Raw genomic sequence first — 19391 nt, 5'->3', positions numbered from 1 at the left:
GAAACCCTGATCAGAATGGAGAAGGTCCTGTGCATGTTTCCTTTTTCTTCTCCTAAATTTAAATGTATCCACCACGGAGCTGTAAATCCCTACCGAGAAGACAGTTTTCAAGCAATAATCTCATTGTTATAAATGCCTTATCGTCCGATAAATAAAGAAATCCTTCCTTCAAGTGAATATAGGTGATATCCGTTAGTTGGGCTGCCTATTCTGAAATTGTCGTTTTAATACGTTTGGATAGGTTTGAGGGTATTCTCCTTTAAAGAAATGTCGTTTCTTTCGAACAATGGACTGTACTGTAATTCCCACAAACTTTTTGTGAATGACGAAAAAGCCTAGATCCACGCAGCGTATTTTCATCCGAGGGTATCCATACCATTTAGATAACTTTGAACTGCTTGAATCTTTAACTCTCAAAAAGCTGTTCCTTTGTCTAGACATAGTAAAATCCCCACTGAGGGGGACAGTGGGGATAATATCTATTCAGCCTTATTGATTGTTACTTAGTTTGATAATGAACTACATATTCTATAAGTTGTTTCTTGACCTTCCCCTGATATTCCAAGTAATCCAAATGGCCGATGATTTCCGACATGACGAGCGGGAATTCTGATGTATACTTTTGTTTGTAAAATTCCTTTGCCAGTTCATTTCCTGTAGAAATTCCAGATTCTATCAAGGCCAGGATTTTTTGTGACTTTCTCTCAATGCTATTGAGTCTTTTTTCAATCAATGGACCAGGTTGTTCCATGATGTTGCCATGACCTGGTAAGAGGAGATTCACCTGTAATGCTAAACATCGCTTTAATGAGTCGATATGATCGACAAGAGTCAGCATCCTATTGCCGTTTTCATCAGGTTCAATCAAGGCGTTACTTGAAATATGTTCAATCAATAAATCACCGGAAAAAAGCCGTTTCCCTTTTTGGTCAAGGAAAGCAATTTGATCCGGGGCATGCCCGGGAAATTCAATCACTTCAAAATTCAGCCATTGTTTTCCTGTGATTGCGATGATGTCACAATTCAGTTTTTGATCTTTATTATTATCGACCGCGTTGAAAAGGTATGCTATTTGTTTATCTCCAAGTTCGCCACAGCCCATCTCAAGGTAAAGCTGCTTATAAAATTCTATTCTCATATTTAAGAAGTCAGGGTCCCGTTTTAAACGGGGAACGGATTTAGAATGGGCATAAACGGGAATAGGATGGAGTTCAGTAATCCGGTTGACCAAACCAACATGGTCCCCATGATGATGGGTTAATAAAATTCCCGTGAGATCCCCAACGGTAAATCCATTTTCCTTTAAGGTTTGCTGCAGTGCATTCCAGCAAACGTCATCATTCATACCAGCATCGACTAATGTTAAAGATTCATCCTCTTTGACTAAATAAAAGTTTATACTTTTTAAAGATAAAGCGCTTGGAGCTATAATTGGATAAATTTTAAATTTTGTATTATTTTTCATGAACGTCCCATATCCTCCTAAATCGAGATAAACTTCATCTGAAAAATTGCGACATTACTAAATAAAGTAAGAATAGAATTAAAGGGTTATTATCTATGATTAGTTGTATGAAATGAAACTGTCAAGCGGAAGATTTAAAGATAAACAATAATTTAGTAGTAAGAATGATTGGAAATGAATGGTCTATTTATATAGTTTATCTTAAAATTGAATAAACAAGCCGGTTACTTAGCCAATATAATAATTAATTATTTTGAAGTCTCATATGAAATGAAAACTGAATGCATAACGAATGATGCAAGTGTGGATCCATGAATAAAAAACGGTATCGGAGGTTATGGTTTGAAGCCCAAAATTTATATTACAAGGAAATTGCCGGAACAAATCATCGATGGTCTTAGCGGGAATTATGATGTCAGGATGTGGGACCACGAGGATATACCGGTCCCTAGAGAAGTCCTTGAACAAGAAATGAAAGAAGTAGAGGGGCTGCTGTGCTTGTTGACGGAACAAATCGATGAGTCACTGATTGAAAAGGCCGCTAATCTGAAAATCATCGCGAATATGGCAGTAGGCCATAATAATATTGATGTTCAAAGTGCAACTAAACGGGGCATCATGGTAACGAACACACCGGGGGTCTTAACGGAAACGACGGCCGATTTAACCTTCGGCTTGCTGCTTGCTACGGCAAGGAGGCTGATGGAGGCAGAAGATTATTTAAGGAGTGGGAGATGGGAAACGTGGTCGCCAATGCAGCTGACCGGACAAGATGTACACGGTGCAACGCTGGGTATCATCGGGTTAGGGAGGATTGGTGAAGCCCTTGCAAAAAGAGCAAAGGGATTTAATATGAACTTAGTTTATTTTAATCGTAGCCGAAAGTATGAACAGGAAAAAGAATTGGGAATCGAATATCAGCCCCTTGAAAAATTGCTCCAAATCTCGGATTTCGTTTGTGTCATGCTGCCGCTCACACCGGAAACCGCTTATATGATCGGCAAGGAGCAGCTGAAATTAATGAAAGGGACGGCTGTGCTCATTAATACCGCAAGAGGCGGGATAATCGATGAAAACGCGTTATATCAGGCGCTGAAAAATCAGGAGATTTGGGCGGCTGGACTGGATGTATTTGAAGAAGAACCCGTTCCTTTGGATCACCCTCTGCTAACATTGCCCAATGTGGTTACATTACCACATATCGGTAGTGCAAGTATTGCCACAAGATTAAAAATGGCAACTCTTGCAGTACAAAACTTGAAGGAAGGATTATCTGGTGATTCTCCCCGTAATTTAGTATTGTTGAATAAAGGAAAATGACCCCAAAATGGGGTCTTTTTTATGGGGGAATTTCAATCGAAACCTTAGTTATAAGCCGAAGCTGAAAATAATGTTAAAATGGAGTCACATCTGAAGGTGGGGAATTGTTTGGACCTTAAAAGGTGAAATCTGTTTTAATGAGGACCGTTTGCCTTAGGTTCGTAGTATCAAAATCAAATAAATATCTTGATATTTGATTTTGTTCTTTTCAATGAGATTCGGAGTTCGAACTATAGGTAGATTAGCAGGGAACCACATTGAACTTAAATGATTGCTGTCAGTAAGCATCCAATTCAATTGAAGCATACTTATCGTAAATTGTTCGGGTTTTTTGTAAAATAAAGAAAGTCAGGTTTTATTTAGGGAAAAACAATTAGTTGAAAGGGATAGGGTAATAATGATTGAAATGAAAGAAACGATATCATCAGGCAACCAAATGACTAAATCCAAAAGGCTGTTGATGGCTCTTATGCTGGGTTCTTTTGCAGCGATTGGACCATTGTCACTTGATATGTATTTACCAGGTCTCCCTACACTAGCAGAGGATTTGAAAAGCAGTACGTCTTTAGCGCAGCTGAGTTTGACTGCCTGCTTGTTAGGATTAGCTTTAGGCCAAATTTATTTAGGGCCGCTAAGTGATGCAAAAGGAAGACGGACACCGTTAATCATATCATTATCCATTTATAGTATTTCATCACTGTTATGTGCTTTTGCTCCATCCATTGAATTGCTTTTATTATTACGTTTTATCCAAGGTATTGCGGGAGCTGGAGGCATTGTCATTTCAAGGGCCATAGTTCGCGACCTTTTTTCAGGAACGGACTTGACCAAATTCTTCTCCTTGTTAATGCTGGTAAATGGGGCGGCACCGATTTTGGCACCAGTTTTTGGCGGTCAACTTTTGCAGTTCACTTCTTGGCGGGGAGTTTTCATAGTCATTTGTGTATTAGGTGTCCTTATGGTTGCGGCTGCATTTTTTGGGATAAAGGAAACTTTATCACCTAATCTCAGGAGTGCTGGTGGAATAAACGATACAATCAAGACGTTTGGGGATTTATTGAAGGATAGGGTGTTTATGGGCTATGCTTTTTCACAAGGGTTCATAAGTGCCGCTATGTTCGCTTATATATCCGGATCACCTTTTGTCCTCCAGAATATTTATGGGGTTTCCCCACAGACATTCAGCCTGATCTTTGCAATAAACGGAATTGGGATCATCATTGCTTCCCAAGTTGCCGGAAAGCTGGCGGGGAAGGTTAAAGAAGAAAAGCTGCTTCAAATAGGATTATGTCTTGCTTTGTTTGGAGGAATATTCCTTCTTGCCTCAGTCCTTCTCGAAATTGGGCTGGCAGGAATCTTGGTCGCTTTGTTCCTCTCCGTTTCCAGCGTCGGTATTGTCGGCACAACGAGTTTTTCGTTAGCGATGCAAAATCAGAAAAAAACAGCAGGCAGTGCTTCGGCTCTAATCGGACTGCTTCCTTTTATATTGGGATCACTAATGGCTCCGCTGGTTGGCTTAGGTTCAGGTGAGTCATCCTTGCCGATGGGAATTGTGATGGTAGGTTGTCATGTCATTGCCATGTTCGCTTATTTGATTCTTGCCCGTCGTGGGTTAAGGAAAGTTGATTAAAAAGGAAAAGCTGAAATCCTAATATGGGATTTCAGCTTTTCCTTTTAATGGATCATTTTAGGTGTGAATCATAATAGTGATTCTGCTCCATCGATATAAACTTCCGTGCCCGTAACATGGGAGGACATGTCTGATGCTAGAAACAATACGAGATCACCAGCTTGTTCGGTAGTCCCCGCTTTCTTCGCCAGGGGCTGAGAGCCTTGCGGATATTCTATGGGAATCCTGATTTTTTTTAAGTTTTCATCTTCCGGGAAAGTGTTATCGTGAATGTTCGTATCGATGGAGCCGGGACAAATGGTGTTCACCCTGATTTTATATTTTGCCAATTCGAGTGCAGCCATTTTACCAAAAGCGACTTGACCAGCTTTGGATGAGCTATAGGCGGAAAAACCAAAATTCTTGAAATATCGGTTTCCGTTGATGGAGCTGTTAATTACGATGCTGCCACCCGTTTCCTTCATATAGGGAATGGCGTATTTGATGGTGAGAAAGGTGCCTTTGAGGTTGATGGTATGTGTCTGATCCCAATCTTCTGGCTTTATATCTTCTATAGGGGCTATCACTCCGTTGATGCCTGCGTTTGCAAATACAAAATCAATTTTGCCAAAGTGGTCATAGGCGGCCTTGTAGGCATGTTCAACTTGCTCAGCCTTGGAAACATCCGTTTTAATGATTAAAGCCTCTCTGCCCAGGTTTTCCACTTCTTTCTTCACCTTTTCGGCATTTTCGACCGTACGGTCAAAAAAGATGATGTTCGCACCGTTTTCAGCAAGTTTAAGTGCTGCACCCCGGCCAATTCCGGATCCGCCACCGGTAATAATGGCAACTTTGTTTTTCATTAAATCTGTCATAAACTTCACACGCTCCTTTTAAGTTTTCTATCCCGTTTAGGGAGTATGTAGAAACATCATGGCAGTGGTAATATAGGAAAATTATAAACGAATATTGCCTGAAAAATCCAATTTTAACAGTTGCCAGTGTTCATTATTCTTTGTTTTTCAGGGGAAAGTCTGTATATTGAGGACATGATAAGTTAGCTTGAAAGGGGATAGGGTGTTGATACGATTAGGGGTAATAGGTACAAATTGGATCACGGAACGATTTTTGGAGGCTGCAAAGCACGTGGAGGAATTATCTTTAGCCGCCGTGTATTCACGTACAGAAGAGAAAGCCAAGGAATTTGCCAATAAATACGATGTACATACGATTTTTACAAATTTAGAAGAAATGGCGGCCAGCGATGAGATCGATGCTGTATATATTGCCAGCCCTAACTCTCATCATTGCAGGCAAGCCGTGTTGTTTTTACAAAATAAAAAACATGTATTATGTGAAAAACCAATGGCCTCAAATGCGGCAGAAGTAATGGAAATGTTTGAAGCTGCAAAACAAAATGAAGTGCTATTGATGGAAGCGATGAAATCGACCATCATGCCGAATTTCGAAAGTATAAAGGGGAATCTGGATAAAATCGGGAAGATACGACGTTTTTCCGGAAGCTTTTGTCAATATTCATCTCGCTATGATTCGTATAAACAAGGCACTGTGCTGAATGCATTCAATCCTGAATTCTCTAATGGTTCTTTAATGGATTTAGGTATTTATGTCCTCTATCCACTTGTTGTGCTATTTGGTAAACCAAATAAGGTGCAGGCATCAGGAACGATGCTTGAATCAGGAGTTGATGGACAGGGCACGATCTTGCTTTCCTATGATGAAATGGAGGCGGTCGTCATGTTTTCGAAAATTACCGAATCAAATTTGCCATCGGAAATTCAAGGTGAACTTGGTAGCATCCTCATTCAGAAAATTTCAGGACCGCAAGCGGTGGATATTCAGTATCGGGATGGAACAACTGAAAATATTTCGGCTAAGCAGGATATGCCTACCATGTATTATGAAGCGAAAGAATTTGTTGAATTAATACAGCAGGGGAAAAAGGAGTCGGATATAAACTCATATTCGAATTCGCTGTTGACTATGGAAATCATGGATGAAGCAAGAAAGCAAATCGGCATCATTTTTCCTTCAGACCGATTTTAAGCACTTAATTGGACATGACTATGCCTGAAGGATGTAAATAGATGTTACTGTTGACCCTTAATTGGGTAGAACTTAGTACATGGGAATTTTTATTGTTGGAGGAATGGACATGAATTGCAAAATTAATCGTAATGCAGCAAAGGTCTTACAAAAAATGCTGAGCACTGATGAAGCCGAAGGGAAAATGATTCGTGTATATATCACGCATATGCATGGCGATCATGCCCATTATGAGATGAAACTAGATACACCGGCAGAGCATGATGAAATAGTCAAAACAGATAAAGATATCGATATCTTGCTTGATTCACGTGAGGAATTTCTGGATGGTGTCTGGATTAAATATTTTTATGTACCTGAAGAAGGCTTTGAAATCACGAACCCTTCTAAAGAGCCGCACGGACATCATCACCATTAAGATTAAGGGGGAGGATTTGGCATGAATCAAAAATACGAAAAGATCTTTCAACCATATAAATTTCCATCAGGGGTAGAAGTGAAAAATCGTATCATGATGGCTCCTATGACCACTTATTCTTCGGATGATCAAGGCTTTGTAACCGATGATGAACTGGCCTATTACGCTGAACGCTCGGCAGGTGTAGGTGCGGTGGTCACGGCATGTGCCTATGTATCTGCTGGAGGAAAGGGATTCCCGGGACAATTTAGTGCAGATGATGATTCATTTATCCCGTCTTTGAGAAAATTAGCGGAAACGATTCAGTCTAATGGGTCAAAAGCGATATTGCAAATATATCATGGAGGCCGGCAAAGTCCCCCGGAATTATTGCCAGATAGCCAACCTGTTTCTGCAAGTGCCATTGCTTCCAACGATGAAGCACCGGTACCGCGGGAGATGGGTGAAGATGAAATACAAGACGTAATTAAGGCATTTGGAGAAGCAACAAGAAGGGCCATCGAAGCAGGATTTGATGGTGTGGAAATCCATGGAGCCAATACGTACTTGCTTCAACAATTCTTCTCGCCGCACTCGAACCGCCGAACGGATAACTGGGGTGGAACACTGGGAAAACGATTGATTTTCCCGCTTACCATTGTGAATGAAGTAGAGAAAAAGGTTGCTGAGCATGCGGAAAAACCATTTATCATCGGCTACCGCATTTCTCCCGAAGAAGGCAGCAATCCTGGAATCACTTTGGATGATACGCTCCAGTTAGTTGATAGATTAGCGAATCAAAACCTAGATTATCTACATATATCGGTAGGTCACTTCTGGAATGGGTCTTTCCGTGAGAGTGATAGGACAAAGTCGCGAATCGTTAAGATCTACGACAAAGTTGGGAATCGTATCCCGGTTGTCGGTGTAGGATCCCTGTATACACCCGATGAAGTTGCAGAAGCTATGGAAACGGGTGTCCCATTTATCGCCCTTGGCCGTGAACTTCTTATGGAACCGCATTGGATTGAAAAAATCAGGTCTGGAAAAGAAGTGGAAATACGGACAACCCTTTCGAAAAAAGATCAGGATGAACTTGTCATTCCAGATCCGCTTTGGGAAAAGTTGATTGGGATAAAAGGTTGGCTCCCGGTTGTGGAGTGATTAGGCAACACCATGAATAGATGAGTTACCCGTCCTCTTTAGGTGGACGGGTTTTTGTTATATTCACAATTGTGATAAATCGAGATCGAGAAACAAGCATACCGATAAAATATCTGATGTGGAATTCAATTAAAATGAAACCTGTCATACGTACATCCGAAATCACCGAACGAGTATAGTTAATTCCCTAAAAGCTTATTACTAGGGCATATTGTTTTATTACACTATTAGTTCAAAAAGGTAATATCAACTTCGGCCAAAGAAAAAGCATTTTATCAGCAGAATGAACGTCATTTATTTTATTATTGGCACTCGATTTAATCATTCCAGTACAGTGAATACTATCTATAACACATATGATTTTACGAAGATTCTGTAGTCATATACGGAAAAAAATTATATAATTGCAATATTATTTGTACCAATAAATAAAATATATTATTATCAATTTAATAAGCTGGTATAAAAGAGGAGGGTTTACAATGATGTTTCCACACGATTTTTTGTTCGGAGCAGCATCTGCATCTTTTCAAATAGAAGGTGCATGGGATGAGGATGGAAAAGGTGTAACGAATTGGGATGTCTTTTCAAAGATTCCGGGGAAAACATTTGAAGTTCTAACGGAGATGTAGCCATAGACCATTATCATCGTTACAAAGAAGATATTAAATTAATGGCAGAGATGGGACTTGAATCGTACCGGTTTTCCATTTCATGGGCACGTATTTTGCCCACAGGAGATGGAGAAGTCAATGAAAAAGGCCTGGAATTTTATAATAATGTTATTAATGAATGTTTAAAATATGGGATAGTTCCATTTGTTACGCTGTTTCATTGGGATTTGCCTTTGACGCTTGAACAGGATGGAGGATGGACGAATAAGCGAACAGCGGAAGCATTCGTCAAGTATGCGGAAATTTGTTTTCGCGCATTCGGAGACCGCATTAAACATTGGATTACGTTCAATGAAACGGTAATGTTTTGCGGATTAGGCTATTTAAAAGGTGCGCATCCGCCTGGTATCCAAAACGATGAGAATAAATACTTTCAAGCGACACATTACGTGTTTTATGCACATGCAAAAGCCGTAGAAGTGTACAAGGCACTGAATCATTACGGCGAAATTGGGATTACCCATGTTTTCTTACCAGCTTACAGCATAGATGATAAACATGAGAATATATTAGCTGCTCGACATGCCAATGAATACGAAACCTTTTGGTATTATGACCCAATTTTAAAAGGTGAATATCCATCATATGTGGTTGAGCATTTAAAGGAGAAAGGCTGGACACCATGTTGGACCGAAGAAGAACTAGATACGTTAAAAAGAAATGCCGAAAAAAATGATTTTATTGGACTTAATTATTACCAGCCCATTCGGGTGGAAAAAAATCGCGAAGCTGTTGCATCCATGGAACATTCAAGAGAAACATCTACTCTAGCTCCAGGGAATCCTTCTTTTGATGGCTTTTATCGGACCGTAAAAATGGAAGATAAAACATATACAAAATGGGGGTGGGAAATCTCACCTCAAGGATTTTTAGATGGGCTGCATATGTTAAAAGAGCGTTATGGTGATATTAAAATGTATGTTACAGAAAACGGACTTGGAGATGAGGATCCGATTATTGATGGTGAAATAGTAGATGTTCCTCGTATTAAATATATTGAGGAACATTTAAAAGTGATTAAGCGTGCAATCAAAGAAGGCATTCATCTTAAAGGATATTACGCGTGGTCTGTCATTGATCTATTAAGCTGGTTGAACGGATATAAAAAGCAATACGGATTTATTTTTGTGGATCACCAGGATCATTTAAACCGAAAAAAGAAGCTTTCGTTTCATTGGTATAAGCATATTATCGAGACGAGGGGGGAAGAACTGTAAATAAAAAGAAAACCTCTTGATTTTAATCAAGAGGTTTTCTTTTTATTTATAAGGTAATGATTGAATGCATCATTCAGTCGGACTAAGGTAAGAGCATGTTTTGAGCAACCTTTTTCAAACATGCTCTTTCGATTGTTCATTAATCAAGGTTCCTGGTCTTAATTCGATCCAAATTTGTTTCAAGACTACACCATGAGATGAATGGGGAATTAGTCGAAAGTTCAAACCTCCTGGTTCGTAGTCTATATCTCGTAATTCAAAATTACTAGACTGGAAGTATGGTCCCTGATTGTAATGAAGGTGTAAAAATATTCAAAAATTTGTAAACAAATGTTTACATTGCTAATAATGTACAGTTCTACGTTTTACTGTATAATGTTGAAGCGTGGCCGAGAACCATGTCAAATAACTTAACAAAAGGAGATTACATATGACGATTATTCCTTAGTTTTGGAAGGGTCCCCCGCATGTTTGTTGTGAACAAAACAGTCCCATTGAAAGGATAGTATCCTCTACAATAGTTAATTTAATTTCGATCGTGTAACTCCCTCTAAAATGAAAGAATATCATTTTCCTGATAATGTTAGGTTCCAATCTTAAAAAACGACTAAGGATGTGAGTTTGAAAAGAATGATAAAAGATTCTAGATTCCAAGGATATAACATGAAGGGTTTTCAAAAGGACGTAACGGCAGGATTGGTTGTAGGTGTTGTTGCCATTCCTTTAGGATTGGCTTTTGCAATTGCTTCAGGCGTCGAACCGATATATGGGTTATATACGACAATCATCGCTGGAATCCTCATATCGATTTTGGGTGGCTCGAAGTATCAAATTGGAGGGCCGACCGGAGCATTTGTACCTTTATTATTTGGTATCGTTATGCAATATGGATATGAAAGTCTGCTTATTGCCGGGTTTTTAGCGGGGGTGATATTAGTCTTGATGGGTCTTCTTAAGTTAGGGAATTTGATGAAGTTTATTCCCCGTCCTGTCATCATTGGATTTACAACAGGAATTGCGATAATAATCTTTTCGGGGCAGATTGCCAGCTTCTTTGGTATGAAAGTGAAAAAACATGAAACGTTTATAGATAACATGAAGGAACTGGTGATTAAAGCAGACACGATCAATATATATAGTGTGATTGTTGCGATCATATGTTTTATCGTCATCATGCTGGCACCCAGACTTCTGCCACGAGTGCCAGGACCACTTCTTGGTTTGCTAATATCCACAATGGCAGCCTACTTTTTATTTCCCGATAAGGTTGCTACAATTGGTTCCACTTATGGAGCGATTCCGAAAGGTTTTCCTGAATTCCAAGTGCCGGAGCTTTCAGTGGAGATCATTATCACCCTCCTTCCTGTTGCTTTTACGATTGCCTTGTTGGGCGGTGTCGAGTCATTGTTATCCGCTACCGTGGCCGATAATATGGGGGGAACCAAGCATGATAGTAATAAGGAATTGGTTGCCCAAGGGATTGCGAACATCACGACTCCATTCTTCGGTGGGATACCGGCAACAGGTGCTATTGCCAGGACAGCTACCAATATAAAAAGCGGGGCAGCCTCCCCGATGTCTGGAGTCATTCACGGAATTGTCGTTTTATTGGTTTTGTTAGTACTTTCTCCATTTGCGGCGCATATACCTTTGGCTAGCATGGCACCCATATTGATGTTTGTTGCCTGGAATATGAGTGAAAGAAAGGAATTCGCACATGTAGTGAGAACGAAGACTGCTGATTCTGCTGTTTTACTAGTCACCTTTCTCGTCACTGTCTTCACTGATTTAATCATGGGAGTGGGAATTGGCTTATCGATTGCATTCATCACCTTCATTGCAAAAATGAGCCAAACGTTAAAGGTTAGAGAAAGAAGTCATGAGATCACTGAGATTGTTCCAATTGATAATTCGGATTCGAAGATTAATGTGTATAATTTGGAAGGTCCTCTCTTCTTTGGTTCGACAGATGTCCTGGAGTCATCGATATTAGCGAACTTGGATAATAAGACGAAAGTGCTGGTGATAAGCATGCGTCGGGTAACATATATGGACACTACAGCAGAGGCTGCGCTATTGGCGATTGTTAATCGTATCGGAAAGTATAAGGGGAAATTAATCATTTCTGGAATCCAGCAGCAACCAAAGGAATTGCTACTCAGCACTGGGTTGTATCATAAAATAGAAAAACAGCACTTTTTTAAATCGAAGGAAGATGCTCTGTATTTTGCCAAGAAGCAGCTGAAGGGTAATCCGGATAAAGTAGTCTAATAGATTCATTCTCGAAGTCACCTTATTGGATTGTTATGTTATAGTATCGTTAACAGTAGATTTTAAAAGAAGGTGACTATCTGGATGAATATATATCGGATTGGCCAGCTTGCTGAACTTGCGAATGTTTCGAGGAGAACCATTGACTATTACACACAATTAGGAATGCTGAACTATGAAAAAACTGGGTCAAGATATCGATATTATACAGAAGATGCTCTAAATCGTCTTCATATGATTAATCGATATAAAGAACAAAATATGCCGTTGACTGAAATCAAAGAGCGGTTACTTGTTTGGTCTGAAACCACTGTTGATTCTGAGCAAGTGCTCTTGATGGTGGACAAGATATCTACAGACCTTAATGAACTGGAGAATGAATTGCTTGAATTAAAGCCTTTAATGGATCAGCTCGATGAACAGCAATTAACATATGCTGCAAAACAGCTTTCCGTTCGGGGCAGCTCTTTATTGAGCATCATTGCCATGCTCTCCTAAGATTTTGCAGAGTTCGCCAAAATAAGACCTGATTGGGTCTTTTTTTGTCCTTTTATTTACATGCGGTAATATCCTCAATAACGTTTCAAATCCTAGGCATCACCTTAACTTTATATAAGATAGTGGTACTTTGTTGGAATGGCCAAATAATCTTTTTTCGATAAAGATGAAGGATAAGAGGGAATGGAAAAAGAAGAACTTAAGTATCTACGACTATATGAAGAGGTGAGAGTGAATGATTGGAACAATAGTAACGACGGCTAAAGGTCATCTTCAAGGTACTTTGGAAAACGATATTTGCGTGTGGCGTGGTGTCAGATATGCGAAAGCGCCGATTGATTCTCTGCGTTTCCGCTCACCGGAGCCCGTTGAGAATTGGAGCGGTGTCATGGATGCGGTGGATTTTGGTCCTATTCCCCCACAGCCGATGGATCGGGCTGTAAGAACAGGAATGGCAGGAAATGAAAAAATGGATGAGGATTGCTTGTTCCTGAATATTTGGTCACCTAGAGCTGATGATAAAAAACGTCCGGTAATGGTGTGGATTCCTGGTGGAGCATATATAACGGGAGCAGGATCTCTTGATATGTACAATGGTCACTTATTGGCTAAGAATGGAGACGTAGTCGTTGTAAGCATAAACTATAGGCTGGGTGCACTGGGTTATTTGGATTTTACCGAGTTATCAGTTGATGGTGAAATATTTGAAACCAATTTAGGTTTACGTGATCAAGTGGCGTCTCTGAAATGGGTTAAAGAGAATATAGAAGCCTTTGGCGGCGACCCTGAAAATGTTACGATATTTGGAGAATCAGCGGGAGGGAATGCAGTAACGACTTTACTTACTGTCCCTTCAGCAAGAGGTCTTTTTAAACAGGCTATTGCAGAAAGTCCCGCTCCGACATCTGTTTACGGAAAAGGATTTGCACGCCAATTCAGTGAAAGGTTTCTTGATATCTTGGGCATTGGAATGAAAGAAATCCATCGATTAAAAACACTTCCAGTTCAAGAGATTGTCGAGGCGTCTTACCAACTCTTACGGCAGAACTCACAAGCCATGCCGGGTTCACTATCATTTGGACCTGTCGTGGATGGTGACTTCCTGCCTGATTATCCATTAGATTCGATTCGATCCGGAAAAGCGAAGGGGATTTCCTTGCTTATAGGAACAAATCGGGACGAAGCAACATTATTCGATCAGATGGATCACCCGTTAATCCCAACTAATCCGGAGATGATTCATAAAATGTTCGAAAATACTGATCCTGAGGCAAAAGAGCGTATTACGAATGCTTATTTGAACTACCCAGAACAGGAGGCTGTGCTAGGCATTGGCCGTGATGCGACTTTCCATATTCCCTCGGTTTGGTATGCGGAGGCATACAGTCGCTTTGAAAAAACATGGATGTACCGTTTTGATTATAAAACGGCGGCAATGCGCATAAGTAAATTAGGGGCGACGCATGGTACGGAAATTCCTTTTGCCTTCCAGACTTTCGACTCGTCATTGGGCAAATGGATTACTTCATATGGTTCCAGGCCAGCGGCTCTAAAGGTATCCAATAGAATCCAGGGCCATTGGGTCAACTTTGCTAAGCATGGAAACCCCAATCCCCCGGAAGGTGAAATATGGCCGAAATATGATGAAACCAATCACTACACAATGATTTTTGATAAAAAGGATTATATTGAAAAAGATCCTAATAGAATGATAAGGTTGGCATGGGAAGGAGTAGGGATTTACAAGTGAAATATAGGAGATCGGTAGAAAGCGAGTAGACGTCAACGAAAGAGTTGCGAAAACTTTGATCAGGGAGATCCATTTATATCATCCTTGAACATCAAGAAACTGCAAGAATATGTAAAGCATTGAAACAAGACGCTATCATACCCGATTATCGTGAATCGAATATGATTCGTCTAGCACCTGTTGCTCTTTATACCTCTTTTCAGGAAGTTTATGAAACGGTACTGGTCCTTAAAAAGATCATGAATGGCAGGTCATATAACTATGAAAATAAAAAAAGGAATCATTGCCTAGAATGGAGCACCATATGGAGAAAAGTAAACTGCATCGTGAATTATCATCAAATCAAATCACAATGATTGCCATGGGATGTGCAATAGGCACCGGATTATTTTTGGGAAGTGGCCTTGCGATTTCGACGGCAGGTCCAAGTGTACTGATCAGCTATGCAATAGGTGCATTCATTGTCCTTCTATTGATGGGCTGTTTGGCGGAAATGACTGTAGCTTATCCAACATCGGGATCCTTTGGAACCATTGCGGAAAAATATATAAGTCCATTTGCGGGTTTTGTTGTGAGGTATTCATATTGGATAGCGAATGTCCTGGCCATTGGTGTCGAAGTAAGTGCCATCGCTGTATATATGAAATATTGGTTCCCGGATGTACCAGGAAGCATTTGGATCTTCCTTTTTGCTGCCTTGCTCATCTATGTAAATGCGACGAGTGTCAATACATTCGGGAATTTTGAGTATATTTTTTCAATGATCAAAATTAGCGCCATTGTCATTTTCATTCTACTGGGCGCCTACGTGGTGATTGGCGCCGAACCTTCAAGCGGGATTGGTGTAGAGAACTATGTCAATGATGGAGGTTTTATGCCTTTTGGGTTTTGGGGACTTTGGGTCGCTATATTTATTTCTCTCTTCAGCTTCTTAGGAACGGAGTTGATTGCGGTTACGGCGGGAGAAGCAAAGGACCCTGATATTGCCGTCCCTAAAGCTTTGAAGGCAACTGTCTTAAGGCTTACCACTTTTTATGTACTGACAATCGGGATCATGTTACTAATTGTTCCCTGGCAATCCGCTGGTATTGATAAAAGCCCATTTGTTAGGGTGATGGAAATCCTGAATATTCCTGGAGCATCGGGGATTATGAATTTCATTATTTTAACGGCGGCTTTATCTGCAATGAATAGTCAATTATATGCCTCCACCAGAATGATATTTTCATTGTCCGAGCAAAAGCAGGCTCCAGCCCTATTTCAAAAAGTGAGCCGGAATGGAGTCCCGATAAGGGCCCTTCTCATATCCACTTTGGGCATATTTCTTGCTGCAGGAGTAAAGGTTCTGCTCCCGGATACTTCATATGCATTCATGATGGGGATATCGATGTTCGGTGCCATTTTAACCTGGTTCATGGTGTTTATCTCCCATTTATTTTTCAGAAAGAGGTGGGAGAAATCAGGGGGGCGTAAATTACCGGTTAAAATGTATGGCTTTCCGTATTTAACGATTCTTGGTGCATTACTTTTGTTTGCATTGGCGGTATCTACTTGGTTCACTGGCCCGTTTAAAGTCGTTCTCCAGTTCGGTGTTCCTTGGCTGGTCTTTCTTTGCATCGTTTATTTATTAATGTCGATAATCAAGAGAAAGTAAAGGGAAAGAGGGATGGTATGGATAAGGGACCAATGGATAAAGATGGTTTGGAAGAAGGTATGGTAACTGATTTTGATAAGGATATGTCCTATGGGGACTACCTGCGTTTAAATCAAATATTATCGAGTCAGCATCGGCTTTCCGGTCATCACGATGAAATGTTGTTCATCGTCATTCACCAAACAAGTGAATTATGGATGAAATTGATCCTCCATGAATTGACTGCAGCAAAGGACCATATTGAGGCAGGGCGTTTGGAGCCATCCTTTAAGATGTTATCCAGAGTGGCTAGGATCCAACAGCAACTTATTCAATCCTGGAATGTGCTTTCGACCTTAACGCCATCTGATTATATGGAATTCCGGGAGAAGCTAGGAAAATCTTCCGGGTTTCAATCATACCAGAACAGGTTGATAGAATTTGCAATGGGTCAAAAGAATTCGCAAATATTAGCCGTTTTCCGTCATCAGCCTGAGCTTTATGAGTCGATGAGGGCAACTTTGAATAAACCTAGTATTTATGATGCGGCTATAGGGGCTTTGGCTGCAAGAGGCCTTCCTGTTGATGAATCGGTCTTGAACAGGGATTGGTCTGAAACCTATCGGGAAAATACCAGTGTTGAAAGTGCGTGGCTGACAGTTTACCGTGACGTGCATAAATATTGGGATTTGTATGAGTTGGCCGAAAAACTCGTTGATATTGGAAGTCAGCAACAATTCTGGAGATTCAATCATATGAGCACTGTAGAGCGTATCATCGGTAATAAGACGGGAACGGGCGGATCATCCGGTGTAAGTTATCTGAAGAAAGTGGTCGAACAGCCATTTTTTCCTGAGCTTTGGACATTAAGGACCAAACTGTAAGTTTTGACTGAAGGGGAATATTGAATCAATGGTTAGATATTTCTCAGCGCCTTAATGAAAGTACGCCGTATTGGCCAGGAGATACGCAATATTCATTTCGGTTGAATTCATCAATAGCGGAAGGGTCATCCGTCAACGTAGGGGAAATTCGGATGAGTACCCATTAGGAACCCATATTGATGCTCCCTTTCATTTTGATGGAAAGGGAAAAAAGATCACCGAACTTGATCTTGATTTATATATTGGCCTTAGCCATTTTCCTGAATGGATTCCACCCGTTGAAGTAAATCAAGCCCAAGCAACCTGACCCCTTTGGGATTCATATCCTGAAAGGGCTTTTTCTTGACGAGGTGGAGTCTGGGTAGTACGATTTGGCTGCTTTGCCGCTTCCAATAGAAAGAGGAGACGGTAGTCCGGTCAGGGCCTTGGTGAAAAAGATAGGCTGATTAGGGGGATATGAGAATGGGCAAAATTGGAGTTTATGGATCTTCCTTCGATCCAGTCACAAATGTGCATTTATGGACAGCATCCACCATTGCGCATCGTGCTAAGCTAGACAAGGTGATTTTTTTGCCTTGTGCAAATGGCCGTATCGATAAACAGATGAAAACGAGCAATGAACACCGTTGGGAGATGCTTGGGCTGGCAATAGGGGGCAACCCGTTATTCGAAGTTAGTGATTATGAAATTAATGAACGCGCTGGAATGAGTAAACAATATACTTGGTATACGATGGAGTATTTTAAATCACGGTTTCCAAAGGATGAAGTTTATTTCATAATGGGTGCAGATTTACTTGAGGATATTGACAATCAGGAGTTACCGGTACATTTACGATGGAAATTCAGGGAAAAATTGATTGCCAATCATAAATTCATCGTCATGGCACGGGATGGGATAGATATGTTGAAAATCATATCCAAAAGTCCCTTGCTTAGGAATTATGATGATGGCAATACATTCCACCTTATAGATAAAGGCCTTTCAATGGAAATCAGTTCTACATATATAAGGGATGAATTTGCGATGGGAGGGGAACCAAGATATTTACTGCCTGATAAGTGTTATCAGTATATTGTGGACAATAAGCTGTATCAAAAAGAATCAAATCCTTAAGTGTTAGCTGGGGATGAATGGGCTCGATCTCTCCGTTGGATCGAGCTCTTTTCGTTTGGAAAATGCATTAACCTTATATACGTGAATAAGTTTAAATAAAGGACATGTAAAAAATAAAAACACAGTTGACAACTTGGTATACTTTGTTTTATGGTAATGATACATAAAGTCAGAATATTCGCTGATCAGGAAACTGAAGGCATACTATCTCCTTGAATAAAATTATGAAGGGAATAGTATGCCTTTTTTGTTGCAAAAAGTGAAAAACAGGAGGAAGTTCATGAAGAAATTGATGATATTGACAAGTTTGATATTAGCTTTCGGTGTACTCGCAGGATGCAACTCGGAAAAAACGGAAGGGGACGGGACATCAAAGTCAGTCGAGCTCTTGAATGTGTCATATGATCCGACACGCGAATTGTACCAGGAATTCAATGAAGCGTTTGTGAAGCATTGGAAAGAAGAATCGGGTCAGGATGTATCGATTCAACAATCCCATGGCGGATCTGGTAAACAGGGCAGGGCCGTTATTGATGGATTGGAAGCGGATGTCGTTACATTGGCATTGGCCTATGATATTGATGCCATTTATGAAGCTAGTAACCTATTAGGGGAGGATTGGCAGAAACGTTTACCGGAAAACTCGACACCTTACACATCAACCATTGTATTTCTGGTAAAAAAAGATAACCCTAAAGGCATTAAAGATTGGGATGATCTAATCAAAAAGGATGTATCCGTCATTACACCAAATCCAAAGACAAGCGGAGGGGCAAGGTGGAATTACCTGGCTGCCTGGGCATATGCAGAGAAGAAATTCGATAGTGACGAAACAAAGGTTAAGGATTTCATGAAAAAGCTTTATCAGAATGTTGAGGTTTTAGATTCAGGGGCACGGGGTGCAACCACCACTTTTGTAGAAAGGGGAATTGGTGACGTACTTATTGCTTGGGAGAATGAAGCCTATTTAACACTTGAAGAATTCGGTGATGACAAATATGAAATCGTCAATCCTTCAATCAGTATATTAGCAGAGCCACCTGTAGCTGTTGTTGACAAGGTGGTCGAGAAAAAAGGAACAAAGGAAGTGGCTGAAGCCTACCTGGAGTACCTATATACGGATGCCGGTCAGGAAATTGCCGCGAAAAACTTCTATCGTCCAAGGGATAAGAAGATACTCGCTAAATATGAAGACCAATTTTCAAATATCGATATGGTGACCGTTGATGATACGTTTGGCGGGTGGAAAAAAGCCCAAGAAACACATTTCAATGACGGTGGTACATTTGACGAAATTTATCAACCGCAATAAGCAAGGGGGGAGAA

15 protein-coding genes and 2 pseudogenes are annotated in these 19391 nt (G+C 40.4%); 15 read left to right on the top strand and 2 right to left on the bottom strand.

The window, feature by feature from the left end:
- Nucleotides 1-499: 499 nt before the first annotated feature.
- Nucleotides 500-1465 (bottom strand): MBL fold metallo-hydrolase, encoded by a 966-nt coding sequence (locus ACQKKK_RS04155; protein WP_427614297.1) that lies wholly within the window; start codon nt 1463-1465, stop codon nt 500-502.
- A 342-nt stretch (nt 1466-1807) separates the two neighbouring features.
- On the opposite strand from ACQKKK_RS04155, the gene ACQKKK_RS04150 reads away from it, so the two are divergent.
- Together ACQKKK_RS04150 and ACQKKK_RS04145 are read left to right on the top strand one after the other, a co-directional pair.
- Nucleotides 1808-2785 carry a 2-hydroxyacid dehydrogenase gene (locus tag ACQKKK_RS04150; protein WP_427614296.1) on the top strand — a complete coding sequence of 326 codons (978 nt, stop codon included), beginning with the start codon at nt 1808-1810 and terminating at the stop codon, nt 2783-2785.
- Nucleotides 2786-3191: 406 nt separating this feature from the next.
- Entirely contained in the window at nt 3192-4415 is a 1224-nt protein-coding gene (locus ACQKKK_RS04145) for a multidrug effflux MFS transporter (protein WP_427614787.1), read from the top strand.
- A 68-nt stretch (nt 4416-4483) separates the two neighbouring features.
- Here ACQKKK_RS04145 and ACQKKK_RS04140 read toward each other — a convergent pair whose 3' ends face one another.
- Nucleotides 4484-5269, bottom strand: coding sequence for an SDR family oxidoreductase (locus ACQKKK_RS04140; RefSeq protein WP_427614295.1), 786 nt, complete (start codon nt 5267-5269; stop codon nt 4484-4486).
- Nucleotides 5270-5474: 205 nt separating this feature from the next.
- Here ACQKKK_RS04140 and ACQKKK_RS04135 point away from each other — a divergent pair, with 205 nt between their 5' ends.
- From ACQKKK_RS04135 to ACQKKK_RS04075, 13 genes and pseudogenes are all read left to right on the top strand, one after another.
- Nucleotides 5475-6461, top strand: coding sequence for a Gfo/Idh/MocA family protein (locus ACQKKK_RS04135; protein WP_427614293.1), 987 nt, complete (start codon nt 5475-5477; stop codon nt 6459-6461).
- Nucleotides 6462-6570: 109 nt separating this feature from the next.
- A complete protein-coding gene (locus tag ACQKKK_RS04130) occupies nt 6571-6879 on the top strand; it encodes an iron-sulfur cluster assembly accessory protein (RefSeq protein ID WP_427614292.1) in 309 nt (102 codons plus the stop codon).
- 21 nt (nt 6880-6900) lie between these two features.
- The gene (locus ACQKKK_RS04125; protein ID WP_427614291.1) at nt 6901-8022 is read left to right on the top strand and encodes an NADH-dependent flavin oxidoreductase; all 1122 of its coding nucleotides are present in this window, start codon (nt 6901-6903) and stop codon (nt 8020-8022) included.
- A 482-nt stretch (nt 8023-8504) separates the two neighbouring features.
- Nucleotides 8505-9913, top strand: a pseudogene (locus ACQKKK_RS04120) (glycoside hydrolase family 1 protein).
- Nucleotides 9914-10543: 630 nt separating this feature from the next.
- A complete protein-coding gene (locus ACQKKK_RS04115; RefSeq protein ID WP_427614785.1) occupies nt 10544-12184 on the top strand; it encodes a SulP family inorganic anion transporter in 1641 nt (546 codons plus the stop codon).
- An 84-nt stretch (nt 12185-12268) separates the two neighbouring features.
- Nucleotides 12269-12682, top strand: a complete 414-nt coding sequence (locus ACQKKK_RS04110; protein WP_427614289.1) for a MerR family transcriptional regulator — start codon at nt 12269-12271, stop codon at nt 12680-12682.
- Between the two features lie 235 nt (nt 12683-12917).
- Nucleotides 12918-14432 (top strand): carboxylesterase/lipase family protein, encoded by a 1515-nt coding sequence (locus ACQKKK_RS04105; protein WP_427614287.1) that lies wholly within the window; start codon nt 12918-12920, stop codon nt 14430-14432.
- A 71-nt stretch (nt 14433-14503) separates the two neighbouring features.
- Nucleotides 14504-14788: a hypothetical protein gene (locus tag ACQKKK_RS04100; protein ID WP_427614784.1), complete on the top strand. Its 285-nt coding sequence runs from the start codon at nt 14504-14506 to the stop codon at nt 14786-14788.
- Entirely contained in the window at nt 14737-16086 is a 1350-nt protein-coding gene (locus ACQKKK_RS04095) for an amino acid permease (RefSeq protein ID WP_427614286.1), read from the top strand. The genes ACQKKK_RS04100 and ACQKKK_RS04095 overlap by 52 nt, the downstream gene beginning before the upstream one ends.
- Before the next feature lie 17 nt (nt 16087-16103).
- Nucleotides 16104-16949, top strand: coding sequence for a tryptophan 2,3-dioxygenase (gene kynA, locus ACQKKK_RS04090; RefSeq protein ID WP_427614284.1), 846 nt, complete (start codon nt 16104-16106; stop codon nt 16947-16949).
- A gap of 20 nt (nt 16950-16969) precedes the next feature.
- Nucleotides 16970-17395 (top strand): annotated as a pseudogene (locus tag ACQKKK_RS04085) (cyclase family protein).
- Between the two features lie 16 nt (nt 17396-17411).
- Nucleotides 17412-18065: a nicotinate (nicotinamide) nucleotide adenylyltransferase gene (gene nadD, locus ACQKKK_RS04080; protein WP_427614283.1), complete on the top strand. Its 654-nt coding sequence runs from the start codon at nt 17412-17414 to the stop codon at nt 18063-18065.
- 280 nt (nt 18066-18345) lie between these two features.
- Nucleotides 18346-19377: a sulfate ABC transporter substrate-binding protein gene (locus tag ACQKKK_RS04075; protein WP_427614281.1), complete on the top strand. Its 1032-nt coding sequence runs from the start codon at nt 18346-18348 to the stop codon at nt 19375-19377.
- Nucleotides 19378-19391: the final 14 nt, after the last annotated feature.

The sequence above is a fragment of the Peribacillus sp. NPDC006672 genome, from assembly GCF_050274955.1.
Classification (GTDB): domain Bacteria; phylum Bacillota; class Bacilli; order Bacillales; family DSM-1321; genus Peribacillus.
This window is presented reverse-complemented; position numbering and strand designations above follow the sequence as displayed.